Genomic DNA, 21695 nt, shown 5'->3' with positions numbered 1-21695 from the left:
AGGAAAGTCGTTTTTTTATTTGTTATTTATTTTTTCACGGCCTGGGCTACCAGTTCGCCCATTTCTCCGGTACTCACCACGGTCAGGCCTTCGCCTGCCAAATCCGGGGTCCGGTACCCGGCTTCCATCACCTGGTCCACCGCCCGTTCAATGGCAGCTGCCGCTGCTTCCTGCCCCAGGGAATAGCGCAGGAGAAGGGCCGCCGACAAAATAGTGCCCAAGGGGTTGGCCACCCCTTTGCCTGCCAGATCCGGGGCACTGCCGTGGATGGGTTCGTAAAGGCCTGTGCCGTCCCCCAGGCTGGCGGAAGGCAGGAGCCCTATGCTGCCGGCAATGGTGGACGCTTCATCGCTTAAAATGTCCCCAAAAATGTTGTTGGTGAGAATCACGTCAAATTGTTTGGGGTTCAGCACCAGCTGCATGGCACAGTTGTCCACGTAATAATGGTTCAGCTCCACCTCCGGGTACCGGCTGTCGTGGAGCTCCGTAACCACCTTCCGCCACAGCCGGGAAGACCCCAAGACATTGGCCTTGTCCACGCTGGTAACCTTGCCCCGGCGCAGCCGGGCTGCTTCAAAGGCCTTTACGGCAATCCGCTCGATTTCCGGCCGGGTGTACTTTTCGATATCGGAGGCGGTTTCCACACCGTCCACCAAAGCTGCTTCCTGGTGCTCCCCAAAGTAGATGCCGCCGGTAAGCTCCCGGACAATCACCAGGTCCGCACCTTCTGCCCGTTCCGTCTTTAAGGGGGACAGATGGGCCACGTAGGGCCGTACCGTTACCGGCCGCAGGTTGCAGTAAAGGCCCAAGGCCTTCCGGATGGCCAAAAGACCCTTTTCCGGCCGTTTGGTCACGTCGGGCAGCTGATCCCACTTGGGTCCGCCCACCGCCCCCAGAAGCACCCCATCCGCTGCCTTGGCGCTTTGGAGGGTTACCTCCGGCAGGGGCGTGCCATAGGCATCATAGGCGCAGCCCCCCATAAGCTGATGGTCATAGGAAATATCCAGCCCAAAGACCTGGGCCGTCTTTTTAAGCACCACCAGGGCTGCGTCCGTAATCTCTGGACCAATGCCGTCACCGGCCAGTACGGTAATCTTCATCAGGCTTTGCCTCCTTTTACGTAATTGATCAGGCCCCCGGCTTCCCCGATTTTCCGGACAAATTCCGGCAGGGGATGGGTTTTGATCACCAGGTTTTTGTTCAGCACGTGGATTTCCCCCTTGTCCAGGTCCACGGTCACCTGGTCTCCCGCTTCTATCTTTTTGGCCTCTTCCCCGATTTCCAGTACCGGCAGGCCAATATTAATGGCATTCCGGTAGAAAATCCGGGCAAAGCTTTCAGCAATGATGCACTGGATGCCCTTTTCCTTGATGACAATGGGGGCGTGTTCCCGGGAAGAGCCGCAGCCAAAGTTCCGGCCGGCCACCATAATGTCCCCGGGCTGAACCTGGGAAGCAAAGGTGGTATCAATGTCTTCCATAGCATGCTCACTGAGTTCCTTAAAATCTGCTATGTTCAAATAGCGGGCAGGGATGATGACATCCGTATCCACATGGTCTCCATAACGCCAAACCTTACTCATGCTAACACCTCCCGGGGATCGGTAATCCGGCCCATTACGGCGCTGGCAGCGGCCGTATAGGGGCTGGCTAAATATACTTCACTGTCCACATGACCCATCCGGCCCCTGAAGTTCCGGTTGGTGGTGGAAACGGCCCGTTCGCCGGCAGCCAAAATGCCCATATAGCCGCCCAGACAGGGTCCGCAGGTCGGTGTGGACACCGCTGCTCCTGCGTCCACAAAAATGTCGAACAGGCCGTTATCCAGGGCCCGCTTGTAGATTTCCTGGGTCGCCGGAATGATGATGCAGCGCACCCGGGGATGGACCTTCCGGCCCTTCAGCACTTCTGCAGCCTGGTCCAGATCTTCATACCGGCCGTTGGTGCAGGACCCGATGACCACCTGGTCGATGGCAATGTCCTTGCCTTCGGCAGCGGGGTGGGTGTTTTCCGGCAGATGGGGATAGGCCACCACCGGCACCAGTTCATCCAGGGCGATGGTAATGGTCCGGGCGTAAACGGCGTCCGGATCGGCCTCCACCGGTTCCCAAGCCCGGGTAACGCCCCGTTCCTTCAGATAGGCCCGGGTCTTTTCGTCCACCGGGAAAATACCATTTTTGGCCCCGGCTTCAATGGCCATGTTGCAGATGGTGAACCGGTCCGCCATGGACAGTTCTCCCACGCCGTCCCCGAAAAATTCCAGGGACTGGTACAGGGCCCCATCCACTCCGATTTGGCCAATCAGGGTCAGGATGACATCCTTGCCCTGGACGTAGGCCGGTTTCTTGCCGGTAAGCACCACTTTGATGGCGGCGGGTACCTTGAACCAGGTTTTCCCTTCGGCCATGGCTGCCCCCAGGTCCGTCTGGCCCACCCCGGTGGAGAAGGCGTTCAGGGCCCCGTAGGTACAGGTATGGGAATCGGCACCAATAATCAATTCCCCAGGCGCCACCAGCCCGCTGTCCGGAATCAGGGCGTGTTCAATGCCCATACGGCCCACTTCGTAATAATGGGTAATCTCATGCTTCCGGGCAAATTCCCGCATATGCTTGCACAGGGTTGCAGATTTGATGTCCTTGGGCGGCGAAAAATGGTCCGGCACCAAGGCAATCTTGTCCTTGTCAAAAACAGGACGCCCAATCTTATCAAACTCGTCAATGGCAGGAGGCCCAGTAATATCGTTGGCCAGCGTCAGATCCACCTGGGAGATCAGCAGCTCACCGGTTTCCACCTCCGGCCGTCCGGCGTGTTTCGCCAAAATTTTTTGTGTTCTTGTCATTCCCATACGTAACTCCCCTTTCCTTTTTCAGATACAAAACGCCCCTATCCGCCAGAAGCGGATAGGGGCGAATGAACGCGGTACCACCCTATGTTTGTTCTCGTTCAGTTTAACGCACTGTGGACGGCAGGAACTACTTTGGTTCATCCCTGCGGCTCCCGGGCGAGAGAATATTGGAATCCTGCCGGCTCGCACCTGCCGCCGGCTCTCTGTAAGGCTTCTTCCTATTCAGTCCCGTTCATAACCGATAAGCAATTATTGCGGTATGGTTTACATTATGCCACCGTATGCAATTCCTGTCAACAGCTTTTTGTACGTATTCACGAATTTCAGTCAAATATTCCGGCCTTATCGTACTGTGCAGGGATAACAACCTGGGCATCCCTGTTAACATACCCCCACAGGTCCTTGGCCGGATCCTTAAAGGCCGCCCGGTCAGCGTACAACGGTCCCAGTTCCTTTAACTGCCGGCGCAGAGGGGCTGCCAATTGACCCTGCTTATCGATAATGCCCCCTTCCTCCTGGGTCATTACCGTGGTCCGGTCCTCCAGGAAAGAGTTCACCCGGTCATACCGGTTGGAAATCACTACCGTATTCTGCTCATTGATAAAGCCCCACTTCTTGTCGAAGCTGAAAGCTGCCAGGCCCTGGCTAAAGGGCCACAGGGCATCGTAGGCCGGGGGAATCACCACCCGGCCCTGGGCATTGACCATACCCCAGTGGCCTTCGTCCTGGATCAGGGCATAGCTGCCGTAGAAGGGCGTTACCGTATCGTAGGTAGTGGGAATCACTTCCTGGCCCTGCTTGTTCACATAGCCCCGGTACAGGCTGCCGGGCATAACGGCCCCGGGCGAAATCCCGATGCCGCCGCCCCAGCCCCAACCGTGGTGCCGGCGATGGTGGTAGCCTCCGGTCCAGCCCCAGCCAGGATAGCCCCAGACGCCCCAGCCGTCCCAGCCCCAGCCAATGCTTACATAATCCAGCAGGCTGCGGTGGCGCCGGCGGACGCCCACTTCGGCCAAGCCATTTTCGGCAAAATCCCCCACAAAGGAATAATCCCGGAGCTTGGCGTATTTCTGGCCCTTAATATTCATCAGCCAGTTGTCATCCACCACGGCAACGCCCTGGTGGAAATCCCGGGGGTCCTTGATGCTGGCTCCGATAAGCGGCGTGCCATCCTTATGGATATACAGCCATTTGCTGTTCAGTTTGGCAGCTGCCAGGCCTTCGCTGAAGCCCCTAACGGACTTGTACTGGGCCGGAATCACCAGTTTTCCCTGGGTATCCACAAAGCCCCAGCGGTCCTCCACCTTGACAGGCGCCAGGCCTTCCTGGTACAGCCCCACTTCCTCATATTCCCCGGGCTGCTTTTCCCCGTTCAGGTTGTAGAAGCTCCAGGTTTTCTTCTCCTTGCCGCCAAAATATCCTTCGTTTACCCCGGTGACCTTTTTCAGCACCGGCTTTAACAATTCTTTCCCATTTCGGTCATAAAGCCCATACTTGCCGGACTTTTTCACCAGAACCACGGGTGCTTCCACCTTATCGTTTACTTCCACACTCTTAAATTCCAAGGGGATGACCACTTTCCCCTCCGGGTCAATGGCTCCCTGCTTTCCGTCCTTTTCCACCACGGCCAAATGCTCAGCGGCCAGGGCCGTTTGGCCCAGCGCCAGGCAAAGAGCCAGCAGCAAACCGAGTTTCCCTTTGCTTTTCATGTTGGCACCTCCGTTTTCTTTTCTCCGCTGTCTCTATTGTAGCACACCCCGCCCCATCTGAAACCTGCTGAAAAAAAGGAGAACCCCGCAGGATTCTCCTTTTGTTAAACGTTTATTCAATCACCACCAGCAGGTCTCCGGAAGCAATCCGGCTGCCGGCTTTCACCAATACCTCGGTTACCAGGCCGTCGATGGGAGCGGTCAGGGTGGTTTCCATCTTCATGGCTTCCGTTACCAGCAGCGGATCGCCCTTCTTCACCACACTGTTCTTGTCCACCAATACCCGGAGAACGGAGCCGGACAGGGTGGCCCCCACTTCCCCAGGCACCGTAGGATCCGCCCGGCGGGCTGCCGTGGTGCCTTCCGAAGCCTTGGCATCCCGGATTTTCAGTTCCCGGGGCATACCGTTGATTTCAAACTGCACTTCCCGGTAACCCTCTTCCGTAGGACGGGTAATATGGTTCAGGCGAATCAGCACCATTTTGCCGTCCATCATCACTTGAATTTCTTCGCCGGGTTTCATGCCGAAGAAGAAGGTAGGCGTATCCAAGATGGACAGGTCCCCATATTGGTGGTAGCGCTGGATAAAGTCCTTGTAGACCTTGGGGTAGATGCAGTAGCTGGATTCCGCTTCCGGCGTTTCCGGCATACGCAGGGCCTTCATTTCTGCATGGACCTTATCCAGGTCCACCGGCACCGGCGGGGTTTCCAAGTGGGGCTGAGCCCCCCGCAGGATAACCTTCTGGAGTTTTTCCGGGAAGCCCCCATAGGGAATCCCCAGCTTGCCGTCAAAGAAGTCCACCACGGATTGGGGGAAGTCCAGGGTTTCGCCCCGGTTCAAGACATCTTCCTCCGTCAGGTTGTTTTGGACCATGAACAGGGTCATGTCCCCTACCACCTTGGAAGACGGGGTCACCTTGATGACATCTCCAAACAGCTGGTTCACCCGGGCGTACATCCGGCACACTTCCGGCCAGCGGGCACCCAGGCCCACTGCCGTAGCCTGCTGACGCAGGTTGGAGTACTGGCCGCCGGGCATTTCATGTTGGAAGACCGTGGTGTTGGGGCTGGCCATCTTGCTGTCCACCCCGGCATAATAGGAGCGGACCACCTGCCAGTACCGGTCGATGTTTTCCAGGGCTTCCAGGTTCATCTGCGGCTGGCGGGGATGGTTAGACAGGGCGTAGATCATGGCCGTCATAGAGGGCTGGCTGGTGCCGTTGGACAGGGCACTGGTGGCCACATCCAGGATATCCACCCCGGCATCTACGGCCTTGGCATAGCTGTACAGGGTGCAGCCGCCGCCCTCGTGGCTGTGGAGATGGATGGGCAGGTCCACGGCGTCCTTCAGGGCGGAGACCAGCGCATAGGCCGCTTCCGGTTTTAACAGCCCCGCCATATCCTTGATGGCGATAATGTTGGCCCCGGCCTTTTCCATTTCCTTGGCCAGCTGGGTGTAGTAGGCCAGGGAATATTTCTGCCGCCGGTCATCCAGTACGTCCCCGGTATAGCAGATGGCCGTTTCTGCCACCTTGCCCTGCTTCCGGACTTCTTCAATGGACAGGGCCATATGGTCCAGCTGGTTCAGGCAGTCGAAAATCCGGAATACATCCACCCCGTTTTGGGCAGCCAAGTCGATAAATTGGGTTACCACTTCCGGGGGATAGTTGGTATAGCCTACGGTGTTGGCCCCCCGGGTCAGCATCTGGAACAGGATATTGGGCGCCGCCTTGCGCATCTGGCGCAGCCGCTCCCAGGGATCTTCGTCCAGGAACCGGTAGGCCACATCAAAAGTAGCCCCGCCCCAGTTTTCAAAGGCATAGATCTGAGGCACCTGCTCCGCCGTATAGCCAATGGCGTTCAAAATATCGTGGGTCCGGATCCGGGTAGCCAGCAAGGACTGATGGGCATCCCGGTAGGTGGTGTCCATAAACAGCACTTCCTTCTGGTCCTGGATCCAGCGGGAAAACTTCTCCGGTCCCAGTTCCTGGAGTACCTGCCGGCTGCCCTTGGGGCAGTTTCCTGTGGCCGGCAGCTGGCGCAGGGGCTGGAAGTCGGGTTTTAGCTGGTGCCCACTGCCCTTGTAGCCATTGACGGTAATTTTTCCAATGTAGGACAGGAGCCGGGTCCCCCGGTCATCTACTTCTTCCGGATCCACCAGCAGTTCCGGATGCCGATCAATATAGTTTACATCGCAGGCCCCGGCTGCAAAAGCCGCTGTCTTCAGCATATTTTTCAGGAAGAAGATGTTGGTCTTAACGCCGCTGATGCGGAATTCTTCCAGGCAGCGCAGCATCCGGTGGATGGTGTCCTGGGCGTTCATGGCATGGGCGGTGACCTTCACCAAAAGGGAATCGTAATAGGGGGTAATGACGGCACCCGTATAGGCCGTGCCGGCATCCAGCCGGATGCCCGGGCCGCCGCCGCTGCGGTAGGCAATGATCTTGCCCGTATCCGGCATAAAGTTGTTCTGGGGATCTTCCGTGGTAATCCGGCACTGGATGGCTACCCCGTTGCAGGGAATGTCTTCCTGGCGGCCCACATGGACTTCCGGATCTGTCAGGGCGTAGCCTTCGGCCACCAGAATCTGGGTCTTGACGATATCCACATCCGTAATGGCTTCCGTTACCGTATGTTCCACCTGCACCCGGGGGTTCACTTCAATGAAGTAGAAATGTTTTTCATCCTGGTCGGCCAAAAATTCCACCGTGCCGGCGTTCAGGTACTTGACGTTTTTCATCAGCTTCAGGGCTGCGTCACAGATGGCTTGGCGCAGGCTCTGGGGCAGGGACCAGGCAGGCGCCATTTCAATGACCTTCTGGTGCCGCCGCTGGATGGAGCAGTCCCGTTCGTGGAGATGGACCACATTCCCCTGTTCGTCGCCCATAATCTGGACTTCGATGTGCTTGGGGTTCATGATGCATTTTTCCACGTAGATATCGTCATCCCCAAAGGCCATTTTGGCTTCGGATTTGGCCCGTTCATAAGCTTCTTCCAGGTCTTCCATCCGATCTACGTTCCGCATCCCCCGGCCGCCGCCGCCGTTGACGGCTTTGATCATCACCGGCAGGCCCACCTTTTCGGCAAAGGCCTTTACGTCAGCAAAGCTCTTGACGGCACCCTGGGTGCCAGGAATCATGGGAATCCCAGCCTTTTCGGCCTGGATCCGGGCATTGACCTTATCCCCGAACATAATCAGGTGTTCCACCCGGGGACCAATGAAGATAATGCCTTCTTCTTCACAGCGTTTGGCCAGCCGGGCATTTTCCGCCAGGAACCCGTAGCCGGGATGAATGGCATCCACCTCGTGTTCCTTACAGATCCGGATGATATCTTCAATATCCAGATAGGCATCCACAGGCTTTTTCCCCCGGCCCACCAGGTAGGCTTCATCAGCCCGGCTGCGGTGCAGGGACAGAATATCTTCTTTGGAATACACCGCTACCGTACGAATGCCCAGTTCGTGACAGGCACGAAAAATACGAATGGCGATTTCCCCTCGGTTGGGGACCAAAATCTTATGAATGGCTCTCATGGACTTCTCCTCCTTACCTGCTATGGCCTGTAAAGGCGAACAATTACATATTTTTGTTTAAATCATTCGATGTTGCTTTCTTATTGTAACACCGTCCGGAGTTTTTTCAACATTTTTCTTATATCAAATATATCTATATTCTTATATCTGCGAAAAACTGTAAGGTTTTTAGCAAAACGATCCATTTTAACCCGAAAAAAACCGAACCTCTGTCTGACAAATTCAGAAAGAGGTTCGGTTTTTCAAGCCAAGACGTTAATCCAAAGCAGCAAACGCTTGTTTCATATCGTCCAGGATATCGTCAATATGTTCGGTACCAATGGACAGACGAATGGTAGCCGGGGTAATGCCGGAGGCTGCCAGTTCGGCTTCGTTCATCTGGGAGTGGGTGGTGGAAGCCGGGTGGATAACCAGGCTCTTTACATCAGCCACATTGGCCAGCAGGGAGAAAATCTCCAAATGGTCGATGAACTTCTGGGCTGCTGCTGCGCCGCCCTTGATTTCGAAGGTGAAAATGGAAATACCGCCGTTGGGGAAGTACTTCTGGTACAGGGCATGGTCCGGATGGTCGGGCAAAGCCGGATGGTTGACCTTTTCTACATGGGAATCCTTGGACAGGAAATCCACCACCTTCAGGGCGTTTTCCACCTGACGTTCTACCCGCAGGGACAGGGTTTCCGTGCCCTGGAGCAGCAGGAAAGCGTTGAAGGGGGACAGGGTAGCGCCCGTATCCCGCAGAATCAGGGTGCGGATATAGGTTACATAGGCTGCCGGGCCCACATCCTTGGCAAAGCTCAGGCCGTGGTAGCTGGCGTTGGGTTCTACCAGCCAGGGGAACCGGCCGGAAGCCACCCAATCAAACTTGCCGCTGTCCACAATGACGCCGCCCAGGGTGGTGCCGTGGCCGCCGATGAATTTGGTGGCAGAATGGACTACAATATCGGCCCCATATTCAAAGGGACGGAGCAGGTACGGAGTCGCAAAGGTGCTGTCCACTACCAAAGGAATGTTGTGGCTGTGGGCAATCTTGGCTACGGCTTCAATGTCAATCAGGTTGGCATTGGGGTTGCCTACGGATTCAATGTAAATGGCCTGAGTATTATCCTGGACCGCAGCTTCAAAGCCCTGAACGCCCTTGGTAGGATCCACAAAGGTGGTGGTAATGCCGAAATCGGGGAAGGTATGTTCGAACAGGTTATAGGTACCGCCGTAAACGGTGGTGGCACAGACAATGTGTTGGCCTGCATGGACCAGTGCCTGCATGGCGTAGGTAACGGCTGCTGCACCGCTGGCCGTGGCCAGGGCAGCTACGCCGCCTTCCAGGGCTGCAATGCGTTTTTCAAAAACATCTTCGGTGGGGTTGGTCAGCCGGCCGTAAACGTTACCCGCATCTTTCAGGGCAAAACGGTCAGCCGCATGCTGGGTGTTCCGGAATACATAAGATGTAGTTTGGTAAATAGGCACCGCCCGGGAATCCGTAGCGGGATCTGCCTGTTCCTGGCCTACATGCAGTTGGAGAGTCTCAAAATGGTACTTCTTCTTTTCACTCATTGTCTTTGCCTCCCATAGGGTTAATTCCCCTTACTCAAGTATGAATTACATTATAAAGAAGAGTACCCCTATTGTCAACAGTTTTTTGTTTCATTTTGTTTTATTTTCTAGCCAACATGACCACCATAGTGATAATGCATAATGCGCCCAGCATTTCCACCCCGCCTACGTGGTTACCCAAAAACAGCACGGAGAAGAAATAGGCAGAAAGGGGTTCAAAAGCGGCCAAAGCTCCCGTTTCCGAAGCCGGAATGTACTTGGTGCTTTCCAGGTACACGTAGTAGGCAATCAAGGTGCCGCACACAAACAGCACGCTGAAGGACCAGGCTGTATCAAAGTTCAGCAGAGCCCCCTGGAGGGTGGGGTGGTTGGCCAACCCCAGAATCAGGGCATTGAATAGGCTCCCCCAGCCCAGCAGCAAAAAGCAGCTGTAGCGCTGGAGCAGGTCCGCCGCATAAATGGTGTACCAGGCCATGCCAAAGGCGCTGATGATGCCGTAGACCAGGGTGCTGGGCGAAATGGCCAGACTGGCTCCATGGCCCTTGGTGGCAATCAGGGCCGTACCCACAATGGCCAGGACTACCGCCACCACCTCTTTCCGGTAGGGCTTCCGTTTCTCCTGCCACAGGTACATGCCCAAAAGCACCGCCGGCATCAAGTACTGGAGCACCGTAGCCGTAGCCGCCGTGCTGTCGTGGATGGCCATAATGAACATATCCTGCATAATGTACATGCCCAGCACGGAAAATTTCAGGAAGGTCCAGCCGTCCTTACGCAAAATTGCCAGCAGGTCCTCTTTCTGAACCCAGGACACTCCTAAAAAGATAATCCCTGTAAGCAGCATCCGGGCGAACAGGATGGTGGACCAGGTAAAATGCTGATGGTTCATCAGATATTCCATACAGTTGCTGCTGCTGCCCCATAAGCTGGCGCCCAAAAGCACCAACCCCATACCGATTTTTCTTTGCCGATCCATAAACTGACCTCCTAGCTGCGGGCCTTGCCGCCCTTGCGGATAATACTTTCCCCAAAACGCTGTTTCAATCCATCGAGAGCCTGGGCCCGTTTCCGGTCCCGCTCAGCATCTCCCAAATCAAGCCCCAGGCTTCCCCCGGGGGCCAGGTGGCTGACGGCCACTCCCAAAAGCCGTACCGGCTCCCGCCAGCTGACTTCCTCCGCCAAATACCGGATCTGTTCCATAATTTCTTCATCCAGCTGCACCGGCACGTCGCAGGTCCGGCTCCGGGTCAGCAGGCGAAAATCTGCCAGCTTGATTTTCAGGGTCACCGTATAGCCGGCAAGCCCCGCCGTTCTCAGCCGCCAGCCCACCTGCTGGCACAGGTCCCACAGGGCCTCCAGGCAGGGTTCCTTGCCCCGGAGGTTTTCCCCAAAGGTATTTTCCTTGCCCAGGGATTTGCGCTGCTCATCCGGCACCACCGGCCGGCTGTCCAGCCCCCGGGCCCGGTTCCGGATTTCTTCCGCCTGCCGTCCCAAAAGGGGCTGGAGCACCCTAAGGTCGCAGGCCGCCAATTGGCCAATGGTGGTTAGCCCCAGGTTCTTTAGGGCTGCCACCGACCGCTGGCCCAGGCCAAACACCTTGCTAAGGGGCAGGGGCGCAATTCTGGCTGCCTCCTCCCCCGGTTCAATGATTACCAAACCATCGGGTTTTTCCAAATCACTGGCCAGCTTGGCCAGGAATTTGTTGGGGGCCAGCCCCACAGAAGCGGTGAGCCCGGTGCGTTCCCGGATAGTTTGTTTGATCTTGGGCCCCAGGGTCCGCACATCCCCCACCAGCTTGTCCATTCCTGTCAGGTCCAGGAAAGCCTCGTCAATGGACAAAGGCTCCACCGCCGGAGAAAACTCCCGAAAAATCGCCTGAATCTGCTGGGACAATTCCGTGTACCGGTCATACCGGCCGGTAACAAAAATGGCCTTCGGACAGAGCTGCCAGGCCTGGGTCATGGGCATGGCTGAATGGACCCCGAACTTCCGGGCCTCGTAGGAACAGGTGGAAACCACCCCCCGGCCGGACAACCCGCCAACAATCACCGGCTTGCCCCGGTATTCCGGGTGGTCCAGCTGCTCCACAGAGGCAAAAAATGCATCCATATCCACGTGCATAATCCACCGCTGTTTTGTACCCACGCCTGGCACCTCCTTCTATACATGCGAAACAAGAGCCGCCGCAGCACCCTGCAGCAGCTCCCGTATTTATAAGATGTGATAATGTTCCAAGACTGCCTTGATTCCCAGGGAAATCAATACCAGTCCGCCGGCCCGTTCTGCGTTGGCCTTGCCCCACATACCAATCAGGGCCCCGCAGGCACAGCCCAGAAAGGACAGGCAAAAGGTAATGGTCCCAATTTCCAGTACCACGGGCACAATGTCCACGGCGGAAAAGGCCAGACTGACGCCCACCCCCAGGGCATCCAGGCTGGTAGCCACCGCCAGGCCCAGCATTACGGTAAACCCGGTAATCTTTTCTTCTTCCTGGTCTTCTCCGGCTTCCCGGATCATATTGATGCCGATATAGCCCAGAATCACCAGGGTAATCCAATGGGAGTAGGCAGAAGCCGCCTTAGCAAAATGCAGCCCCAATTCATACCCCAAAAAAGGCATCAGCGCCTGGAATCCCCCGAACCAGGCGCCAAAGGTCAGACCGCCCCGAAACCGCTCGCTGGGTTTCATTTTCAGCCCGCCGCAGACCGATACGGCAAAGGCATCCATGGATAAGGATACGGCCAGCAAAAAGATGGTAATTGCGTTCATTACTGAATAATCCCCTGATAAATCAAATAGGTGAGAACCTTGAGTACTTTCAGTTCCTTGTCGTTGTGCCGATTGTCTTCACTCATTTTGCCAAAAACGGGAAATGCCGTTTTCAGCATGGCCTTGGTAATGCCGTGCTGCCGCACGCCTCCGTAAATTACGGAATGGCCAATGCCCTCCAAAACCTGCAGGCACTGTCGTTTTTGCGCACCGGTCAGCTTGCTGTTGCTTTGAATCTGTTTGCGGATAATTTCCTGGGTTTCCAAAAAGTCATCTTTATCGATGATGGAATCCTCTTTTTGCGTAACTGCCATGGTGTTTCTCCCCTTTTCCTCACACTCTAATGATTCATTTTATCATTTTTTCAGACTCTGGTGAAGACCCTTTCGCAGGGATTATCACCAGCTCCTGAGGGCCGCCTGTGAGGCAGAGCGCACCCTTACTGGTAATCCGGTAGGTATTTTCCGTACCCACCATGCCGATGCCCGGCAGGGCGATTTTGGGTTCCAGGGCAAAGGTCATATTCTCCTCTGCCCGGTCCCTTACGCCGCCGGCAATTACTGGGGTTTCATCCAGGCACAGCCCCACGCTGTGGCCCAGGAATTTTCCCCCGTTCATAAAAATACCGTCGTACCGATGGTCAAAATGGCCCATCACCTGGTCGTAGATTTCCCCCAGCACCGCTCCGGGCTTTAGGAGGGAAGCCGTTTCCTGCTCCAGAGCCACACAGTAGGCGTAGGCCCGGCGGATTTCCTCCCCCTGAGGATCCGCTGCCAGGTCTCCGTAGTAGTACACCACGCTTTTGTCCGTGGTGTAGCCGTCAAAGCCGCAGGGAATGTCCAAATAAATCAGCCGACCCGGCTTCAAAAACCGGAAGGCAGAACCGATGCTCTGCATGGCAATGCAGGTGCCATCTGTGCCCCCGGGACCGTCAAAGGCCGTGGGCACCAGGGCGCTTTTGCCAAAGGAGGTAAGCCCCACCACATCTTCCCCGGTGGGCCGGTTGGTACGGGCAATACCCTGGCTGCCCTGCTGGACCATTTTCCAATACAGCTGAATGGCCAGTTCCGCCTCGCTGATGCCCGTGTGGACCAGACCGGTTACCTCCTGGGTCAGCACCTGCTGGTGAATCCGGCCGCTGCGCTCCATGAGAGCTAGCTCGTAGGGGCTTTTTACGCTGCGCAGCCGGGTCAGCAGTTTGTTCAAGGGCTGCCACCGCTCCGTCTGGAAGTATTTGCCAAAAAGCCCCAGCCACTCCAGGGAAGTGTGCTTTTCGTCCAGGTAGATGCGCTCCGGGGGCTCATCGTCATAGTAGACCGCCGCCTGTCTGAAGCTGTGCATGGGACGAATCTGGCTGGCGGGCAGCAGGGATTCGTTCCGGGCCCGTCTGAGACTCCGCCGGACCCACAGCACCGCATCCTGGGGCCGCACCAGATAGGCGCCTTCCTGCATGGTTCCCGTATAGTAGTACATACTGGTCTTTTCGGTCACCACCGCCAGCTGCCACCCCGGGTCCTCCTGGGTCAGGGCTCTGCGCAGCTGCTCCAGCCGCCGGTCCAGTTCCTCCCGGGGCACCCGGCGCAAGTCATCGGTCAGTATCATTTCGTTATCCATCCTGCATTCTCCATTCTATTTCAGGAAGGGCCCCGGAGGCCTCCCAAAAATACTACTTTGATTTCTTTATCATATGACAATTACGGATAAAAAGCAATTTTCTTGAAAAACCGTGAATTTCCCCTGCCGGACATAAAAAAACAAGCCCGGGGCCACCAATGACCGGACTTGTTTTTTGCAGGGGTTCCCCCTCCTTGAGGGAAGATGGGGGTAAGGAATGCCGCTGCATTCCTGGGGTTTTCTGCTTCCCAGTATAGAAGCATTTCTTATTTGTGTCAACCATATATATTTATAGGTTTACCTTTTTATTTCCGCAGCTTTTCAAAACGGTATTTCTGCTGGATTTGGGGGTACTTGTCGTGTTCCACTTCGCTGTAGAACATGGCGGAAGGCCGGGCGTACACCCCAAAATCCCCATACAGGGCCTGGTAGACCATCAGGGGTTCCCGGGTTTCCGTATGGACGGCGGGGCCAATAATCCGATACAGATACCGGTTGGTTTTCTTTTCCTCGTCAGTCAAGGTTTCCCATTTGAAATGCCGGACAATATCGCCGGGATGAAATACATGTGCCAAAGGATCCATAACCCTCTCCTTCTTTCTTTTACGCCGCTTTTTTCAGCGGGTTCTTGATTTCACTGCCAATCATGCCGCCCAGAACCAGGCATACCCCGGCAGCCTGCCAGGCCGACATGGGTTCCCGGAGCACAAAGGCGGACAGCAGCACTGCGGTAATGGGGTCTACATAGCTGAGCAGGGCCGTAGCCTGGGCGGATACCTGGGTCAGGGAGCCGTAGTACAGACCGTAGGCCAGTCCTGTATGGACCACCCCCAAAACCAGAATCAAAAGGGCTCCCGTTGTCCCCACCCCGGCAAAGTGCAGCTTGCCCACTGCCGCCGTGTAAGGCAGCAGCAAAAGGGCCGCAATCCCCAGCTGGGTGGCAGATTTTTCGTAGGCGGTGAGGCCCAGGATGCCCTTGTTCAGGATGATAACCCCGGCATAGAACAGGGCTCCCAACAGGGCAAAGACCACCCCCGGGCCTTGAATCTGGATTTCCGTACTGCCCACGTACCCGGAAACCAGCAGCATCCCCAAAATTGTGCAGCCAGCGCAGGCCAGCTTCCAGGGGCCCAGGGTTTCGTGAAACACCAGGGGCGCCGCCAACAGCATAAAGACCGGGGCCATATAGTAGCACAGGGTAGCCACGGCAACCGTAGTATAGTTAAAGGACTCAAAAAAGCAGATCCAGTCCAAGCCCAGCAAAAGACCGCATAGCAGCAGTTTCCCCTTGTAGGCCAAAAGCTCCCGCAGCCGCAGGGGCTGCCGGGTTACGGCCATAATGAGAACCAGGGTTACGCAGCCCAAAAGCGCCCGGAGCAGGGCCAGCGGCACGGAATCCAGGGGAATAAACCGCCGCACCAACCCAATGGTCCCGAAAATCAAAAGCGAAATCAGCATGGTGAGTTTGGGTGCCAGGTCCATGGTATTGCCTCCTTGTTTGCGTACTGCCCCATTGGGTACAGGTTATTTGTCTCAAGTTTTTATTATACCATGAAAAAGGCCCGTGCTGGAGCTGCACAGGCCTTTTTCGAAAAAAGAGGGAGTTTATCTATAGCAATGAGATTAGAACGCTTTGGAATCAAATACGTGCAGGCCCAGCCGGTCGGAAAGGACCTGGAGGATTTTCATGCCCCCTACACTGTTGCCCTTCTTGTTCAGCATGGGACCGAAGGTCCCAATGCCCACGCCCTGCCGGGCGACGGCGCAAATCCCGCCGCCTACGCCGCTTTTGCTGGGCAGCCCCACTTTCACTGCGTATTCCCCGGATTCGTCGTACATCCCGCAGAGCATCATCAGGGTGGTCACAATCCGGATAATCTTGGAATCCACCAGCTGTTCCCCGGTTTTGGGGTCCACCCCGTGGTTGGACAGGATCATGCCGTAGTGGGCCAAATCCCGGGCGGTAACCATAACAGAGCACATCCGAAAATAGACATCCAGTACCTCTTCCGGTTCCCCGTCCAGCACATGGTCGCTTTTCAGCAAAAAGGCGATGGAGCGGTTCCGGGTGCCGGTCTTTTTCTCGGACTGGTACACGCATTCGTTCAGCCGGATTTTGGGATTGTCACACAGCTTCCGGACCAGTTCCAGGAAGGAACCGAAAGGGTCCGGAGTTTCGATGCAGCTGGTGGTCACAATGGCTCCGGCGTTGATCATGGGGTTAAAGGGACGCCAATCCTTCAGTTCCAGCTGCAGAATGCTGTCAAACCGGTCTCCAGTAGGTTCCATGCCGATTTTGCTGAATACCTTGTCGTAGCCGGCAGTCTGCAGGGCCAGAATCAGGCCAAAGGTTTTGGAAATACTTTGGATGGTAAAGGGAATATTATCATCCCCGGCGCTGTAAACGCTGCCATCTTTTTTCATAATGCACACACCCAGATTGCCAGAGTTGGCCTTGGCCAGTTCAGGAATATAACTGGCCACCTTGCCCTCGTACAGGACGCTGCGCCCTTCGTTTAACGCATCATCCAGGATTTGCTGTACTTCTTTCTTTTCCAAAACCATTGCCCTTTCCCCCTTCTTAGGTCAAGCTATTTTATAAAGCCAAGTTTTACAAGGAAGGACCAGCATGATTGCTTAACGCTTCCAGCCCTTCGTCGTCCTCGTCAGTTTCTTCGTGGCTTTCCGTGCCGTCCTTCCAAAATTCAATTTCGCTGGGTTTCAGGCCAATGGCGGAGCCCAGGAACTGGGGATCCAGCCCGGCAGCCTTTTGTTTGCAATAATCCTGATATGCCTTGACAACCACCCCGCTGAGCAGCAGGCAGGCCGTCAGGTTGATCAGGGTCATGCCGCCCATCATAATGTCTGCCAAATCCCAGGCTGCTGCCATAGGAATAATGGCGCCTACAAAGACAATCAAGACGGCATACAGGTAGAAACCCTTCATAAAGCCTTGACTGGGCATCTTTTTATGGTTCAGATAGGCCAGTCCGTTCTGGCAGTAGTAAATGTTCCCTATCAGCGTAGTGAAGGAGAACAAAATCATGGCCACGGTGATAAACATAGGGCCAAAGCTGCCCAGCACCTGATACAAGGACGTTTGTACCCATACAGCCCCGGCATTTTCTGCATTGCCCTGCACCCCGGACACCAGGCACATCAGTGCCGTAGCGTTGCACAGGATGACCGTATCGATGTATACGGACAGCATCTGCACCAGTCCCTGTTTTACCGGATGGGTGGTAGTGGCGGAAGCTGCTGCGTTAGGCGCACTGCCCACCCCAGCTTCGTTGGAATAGAGCCCCCGTTTAATGCCCATGACCAGGCAGGACCCGCCGATACCGCCAAAAATAGCCCGGAAGTTGAATGCATCCGCAAAAATGGTTTCGATAACCTGCGGAAGAACTTGATAATTCATCACCAAAACCACCACCGTAACGACAACATACGCCACCCCCATAACGGGTACCAGCAGGCTGGCAGCTTTTTCAATGGCCTTGGAACCGCCCAGTACGCAGATTCCTACCAAGGCTGCCATAATAGCCCCAATAATGGCCGGGGTTACCGACGGATTATAAAAGCTGTAGACGGAAAAGGTGGACTGCACATTGTAGGAGCACAGAAGGTTGAACCCAAAGGAATAGGTCAGCAGCAGGAAAATAACGAAGGCAGTTGCCAGAGCCTTATTGTGCAGGGCATCTTCAATGTAGTAGGCCGGGCCCCCGTAGGAGGAACCGTCCTCTTTCCGCCGCTTGAAGATCTGGGCTAGGGTGCATTCCGTAAAGGAAGAAGCCGCCCCAATAATCGCCATCAAGGTCATCCAGAACACAGCCCCCGGTCCCCCCAAACAAATGGCCGTGGATACCCCGATGATATTCCCGGTTCCCACACAGGCCGCCGTGGAAACCATCAGTGCCTGAAAAGGAGAGGTAGTACTTCCATCCGCCGGTTTGGCCATCACCAGGTGAATGGCTTCCGGCAGCCGCCGCAGCTGCACAAAGCCCATGCGCACACTAAAGTACAAACCGGCAGCCCCCATGACCACCAGCAGGATGGGATAATACAGCACACTGTCCAATGCATCCAAAAATTCCATCATCTTCGTTCATCCTCCTATTTTCGAATCTTGCGAAAACTTCACAAATTCATTATAAGATAAGATGAATCCATGCAGGAAATAGATGATTTACATAGGGGGTATTTACGAAGCCGATAAAAGGTCCGCTTCCTGTGCCTGGAGTTTATGGTATTGATTCTGCAGCAGGGTGATAAAATCCTCCTCCATTTGGGATAAAATTGCATTTTGCCGCAAAATAATCCCAAAGCGCAGATGTTCCTGGCAGCCCAAAAGGGGCACGGAAATCACCCCGTACATGGCCCCCTGGTCCGGAAATTCCATAATCCCCACCGTAAAGAAATTGGTTTTGGACAACAGCCGCATCTGTTCCTGCCGATCGTTGACGTAAACAATCTTCCGGGCCTCGTTCAGGTCTATAGGCCCCTTTTCCGTACTGATATGATAAATAAAGTCCTCATACTGCCCCATGTACCGGACAAAGCCGTAGTCCTGCAAGTCCTGGATATGGATACCCTTCCGGCCGTGCCGGCGGATCAGCTCATGCTCCTTGGACAGGCACACATAGGGCTTAAAGCAGGCCAGCGGCAGGTAGGTCAGGCCCTGCTGGGCAAAGTACCCGGTAAGGTCCGGCCGCTGGGTAGAAACATGGATCACCCCTACATTGGAATACCCGCTTTTCACCTGCTCCACCACATTCATGGTGGCTGCTTCGCACAGGTGGCTGGAAAAACTGTCGATATCCTGGTACTTCCGGCAGATTTCGTTAAAACACTCGGAAGTATGGGAAAACCGGGTCATACTGACATTCAGGCGGCTGTGGTCCATTTTCTGGGTACTGGCCATATTTTCCAGCCTGTCCATTTCCCTGAGAATCACCTTGCAGTGGCTCAAAACCCGCTGGCCGTCCACGGTAAGCCGGGTGCCCTGGCTGGTCCGCCGAAACAAGGTCAGGCCCATTTCCTGTTCCAGCTGCTTGATGATGTGGCTCAGCTGGGGCTGGGAAATATACATGGCCTTGGCCGCCTGGGTAATAGAACCATACTTGGCCACAGCGGCAAAATAACGGAGATTGTTGGTGTCCATGGGAAAATGCCTCCTGTGTTTTTTGTATACAAATATTCTACAGCAATTTTGATAATTCTGTAAAGGTGTTTTCAGGTACCCCACTTCCCCTTTCGGGCAAAAAAAAGCGGGGACGCGCCGCTGCACGCCCCCTATGAAAATCTTCAATCCAGGGTATTCCTTATGTTCAATGCTTAGAGATTTAGCAGCAGGGCCATCTTAAACTGCTGTCCCTGCTCCACCCGGACGGCGTGAAGGCCGCCGGGAGCGAAGACGAAGTTTTCCCCTGCCTTAATGAGATGGTCCTTGCCTTCGTAGGTAATGACTGCTTCCCCATCCAGGGCGAAAATCAGGGCCTGGCCCGGTGCAGCGTGTTCCGGCAGCGCTGTTCCGCCGGCAAAGCTCAGCACCACAAACTTCATATGTGCCTCGTCCACCAGATCCCGGTTGACGATTTTGCCTGCCTGGTAGGGAACCAGGTCAGCCAGCTTCATTACTTTTCCTGCATCCAATGCCATTGCCATGTTTTTTTCCTCCTTGATGGGAATTTCTGCATAAATTGCAGCTTGGGGAGCCAGAAGCTTGGTCAAGCTGCCGCCCTTGCGAAAGGCCACCTGACCGGCGCCTACCTGGCGCTGCTCCTCCGGATCCTGAAGTACCAGCTCTCCTGCAAGGCCCAAATAAAGCCGTCCCTGAGGATAACTCTCAGCGCTGATGGACGTTCCCTGAGCCAACGAGAAAAGCAGGGCCTCTGCCTGTTTCCCTGGAAACAGCTGTCCGGAAATGGTGCAGCCTTCTACGGGCTGGTTGTTTTGTACCAATGAAAAAACAGTTCCTGCCTGCATGTTCCTCCCCCCTTGCTTGTATTATAGCAAAACGGAAAGAATAGTCCGTTGTTTTACCAACATTTTAGCACAAATTTCTTACGCAGGGCAGTTTCCTGCCAAGCCATAAAAAATTGTCTGCCAGAACCCCAAGGGCTTTGGCAGACAATTTTGGACAGCTGCATCAGATAGGCAGCTTATGGATGATGATGGAGAAGATTACCATGAACAGGGTAGCCAGGGGCTGGGTAGCACCGTAGGATACAGCCGGTTCATCGCATTCAATGGCATCAATGGCAGCACCCAGGCCAGGAGCGGAGGTCATGCCGCCGGTGATGGCGCCGCACAAGAGGGTCCAGTTGATGTGGAAGCAGTAGCGGCCCAGCAGGAAGCCGAACAGGATGGACAGGATGGCTACCAGGGAAGAAATGATTACGATCATGTAGCCAGCGCCGGTGATGGCATCCACCACCCGGAAGCCGTAGTTCAGGCCGGTACCAGCCAGGAACACGGACAGGAAGTAGGTACGCATCTTGCCCAGCACCATGGAGTTCATGCGGAAGTGGATGGGACCCAGTTTGCCCACAGCGCCCAGAATCAAGGAAACGATGATGGCGCCGCCGGTAGAACCCAGGGAGAACATCCCCAAAGGTCCCAGGTAAATCTTAATGGAACCCAGCAGGAAGCCCAGGAAGGCTGCCAGGGAGAAACCGATAAAGTCCAGGGGAACTTCCGGCATCTTGTCCACGGCCAGGTTTTCATTCTTTTTAATATCCAAGGCCTTTTGGGCAAAGTACTCTTCTTTTTCCTTTTCCACGTCAAACCCAAAGATTTTGGGAATTACGTTTACGGCGATGATCAGGAACAGTACGCCGAAAGGATAACCGATGGAATGGCCAACGCCTACGCCGGCTTTGGCTTCCGTAACGAACACTTCAACGTCTTCGTTTTTCAGGCTCTGGGTATTTTCTACGGTCATGGTTTCAGGAACCGGCTGGTTGCGCAGCTTGGCATCCCGAGCCTTGGCCCCGTTGATGATGGCCAGCATCTTCTTTTGGGTCTTCTGGTCCTGATTCTGGAAATCCTGGGCAATCCGCCGGGATTCAGAATCGGAAGATTCCGTAGCAGCAGCCAGGCCGGTGGAGCTGGTCAGAGCGCCGGTGTAGGTACCGGTAATCTGGTAGGGGCTCATGTTGTCCAGGGCTTTGGAGAAGCCATAGGAACAAACAGCGCCTACAAACGGAATAAAAATGGCAAGAATCACAAATTGACGGCCGAATTTGCTGATGGCGTACTTCATGTCCTTGGCGGCCAACAGACCGGTACCAACCAGGAAAATCAGCAAAGACAGGTTCATCAGGGTGCCGTTGATTACTTTCCCCTGCATGATGGTGGTGGCAGTAGCAAAATACTTGCTGCCCTTGGCGATGGTGGCGGCGTACTGGGTCAGGAAGTAGCCGATGCCCAGGCCCACAAACAGGGTCCCGGTGATACCGAACTTGAACTTCTTGAACTGCAGTTCACCGAACATGTTTCCCAAAGCCATGGTCAAAAACAGCAGGACCAATGGATTCAGGAAAAAACCAACTAAATCGAATTGCATAGGTCATCCCCCTCTGTAAAAAAAGAAAAAAAATGAGAAAAAATTTAGAATGGTAATATTTTACCTAAATTTCACGTACTTTTCAACGGCTTCAAAATTAGTTTTT

At 55.1% G+C, this 21695-nt stretch carries 18 protein-coding genes; all 18 read right to left on the bottom strand.

Annotation, left to right across the window (positions count from 1 at the left end):
• Positions 1–26: 26 nt before the first annotated feature.
• The 18 genes from leuB to DW089_RS00355 all read right to left on the bottom strand — a co-directional run bounded on the left by leuB (position 27) and on the right by DW089_RS00355 (position 21589).
• A complete protein-coding gene (gene leuB / locus DW089_RS00440; protein WP_105326686.1) occupies positions 27–1100 on the bottom strand; it encodes a 3-isopropylmalate dehydrogenase in 1074 nt (357 codons plus the stop codon).
• On the bottom strand, positions 1100–1582 hold the full coding sequence (locus DW089_RS00435; RefSeq protein WP_105326685.1) for a 3-isopropylmalate dehydratase small subunit: 483 nt from the start codon (positions 1580–1582) through the stop codon (positions 1100–1102). The genes leuB and DW089_RS00435 overlap by 1 nt, the downstream gene beginning before the upstream one ends.
• A complete protein-coding gene (leuC, locus tag DW089_RS00430; RefSeq protein ID WP_105326684.1) occupies positions 1579–2844 on the bottom strand; it encodes a 3-isopropylmalate dehydratase large subunit in 1266 nt (421 codons plus the stop codon). The genes DW089_RS00435 and leuC overlap by 4 nt, the downstream gene beginning before the upstream one ends.
• A gap of 323 nt (positions 2845–3167) precedes the next feature.
• Positions 3168–4553, bottom strand: coding sequence for a WG repeat-containing protein (locus tag DW089_RS00425; RefSeq protein ID WP_105326683.1), 1386 nt, complete (start codon positions 4551–4553; stop codon positions 3168–3170).
• Positions 4554–4665: 112 nt separating this feature from the next.
• Entirely contained in the window at positions 4666–8088 is a 3423-nt protein-coding gene (locus DW089_RS00420) for a pyruvate carboxylase (protein ID WP_118286643.1), read from the bottom strand.
• 255 nt (positions 8089–8343) lie between these two features.
• Positions 8344–9639, bottom strand: coding sequence for an O-acetylhomoserine aminocarboxypropyltransferase/cysteine synthase family protein (locus tag DW089_RS00415; RefSeq protein WP_105326681.1), 1296 nt, complete (start codon positions 9637–9639; stop codon positions 8344–8346).
• 100 nt (positions 9640–9739) lie between these two features.
• Positions 9740–10615 (bottom strand): DMT family transporter, encoded by an 876-nt coding sequence (locus DW089_RS00410; protein WP_105326680.1) that lies wholly within the window; start codon positions 10613–10615, stop codon positions 9740–9742.
• A gap of 11 nt (positions 10616–10626) precedes the next feature.
• Positions 10627–11784, bottom strand: coding sequence for a DNA polymerase IV (dinB, locus tag DW089_RS00405; protein ID WP_231085718.1), 1158 nt, complete (start codon positions 11782–11784; stop codon positions 10627–10629).
• 66 nt (positions 11785–11850) lie between these two features.
• A complete protein-coding gene (locus DW089_RS00400; protein WP_105326678.1) occupies positions 11851–12408 on the bottom strand; it encodes a manganese efflux pump MntP family protein in 558 nt (185 codons plus the stop codon).
• Positions 12408–12722: a hypothetical protein gene (locus tag DW089_RS00395; RefSeq protein WP_105326677.1), complete on the bottom strand. Its 315-nt coding sequence runs from the start codon at positions 12720–12722 to the stop codon at positions 12408–12410. Before DW089_RS00395 ends, DW089_RS00400 begins: the two co-directional genes overlap by 1 nt.
• A 34-nt stretch (positions 12723–12756) precedes the next feature.
• On the bottom strand, positions 12757–14022 hold the full coding sequence (locus DW089_RS00390; protein WP_105326676.1) for a Xaa-Pro peptidase family protein: 1266 nt from the start codon (positions 14020–14022) through the stop codon (positions 12757–12759).
• Between the two features lie 305 nt (positions 14023–14327).
• On the bottom strand, positions 14328–14606 hold the full coding sequence (locus DW089_RS00385; protein ID WP_105326675.1) for a DUF1653 domain-containing protein: 279 nt from the start codon (positions 14604–14606) through the stop codon (positions 14328–14330).
• A 19-nt stretch (positions 14607–14625) separates the two neighbouring features.
• Positions 14626–15504 (bottom strand): DMT family transporter, encoded by an 879-nt coding sequence (locus tag DW089_RS00380; protein ID WP_105326674.1) that lies wholly within the window; start codon positions 15502–15504, stop codon positions 14626–14628.
• A gap of 141 nt (positions 15505–15645) precedes the next feature.
• Positions 15646–16587, bottom strand: coding sequence for a glutaminase A (gene glsA / locus DW089_RS00375; RefSeq protein WP_105326673.1), 942 nt, complete (start codon positions 16585–16587; stop codon positions 15646–15648).
• Positions 16588–16633: 46 nt separating this feature from the next.
• The gene (locus tag DW089_RS00370) at positions 16634–18121 is read right to left on the bottom strand and encodes a sodium:alanine symporter family protein (RefSeq protein ID WP_105326672.1); all 1488 of its coding nucleotides are present in this window, start codon (positions 18119–18121) and stop codon (positions 16634–16636) included.
• Positions 18122–18223: 102 nt separating this feature from the next.
• Positions 18224–19183, bottom strand: a complete 960-nt coding sequence (locus DW089_RS00365) for a LysR family transcriptional regulator (protein WP_105326671.1) — start codon at positions 19181–19183, stop codon at positions 18224–18226.
• A 173-nt stretch (positions 19184–19356) separates the two neighbouring features.
• Positions 19357–20007, bottom strand: coding sequence for a cupin domain-containing protein (locus tag DW089_RS00360; RefSeq protein WP_105326670.1), 651 nt, complete (start codon positions 20005–20007; stop codon positions 19357–19359).
• Between the two features lie 163 nt (positions 20008–20170).
• Complete coding sequence (locus DW089_RS00355; protein WP_105326669.1) at positions 20171–21589, bottom strand: hypothetical protein; 1419 nt, start codon at positions 21587–21589, stop codon at positions 20171–20173.
• Positions 21590–21695: the final 106 nt, after the last annotated feature.

The organism is Acidaminococcus sp. AM05-11 (assembly GCF_003472805.1).
Classification (GTDB): Bacteria; Bacillota; Negativicutes; order Acidaminococcales; family Acidaminococcaceae; genus Acidaminococcus; species Acidaminococcus hominis.
The sequence above is the reverse complement of the archived record's forward strand: the minus strand, read 5'-3'. Positions and strand labels throughout refer to the sequence as shown.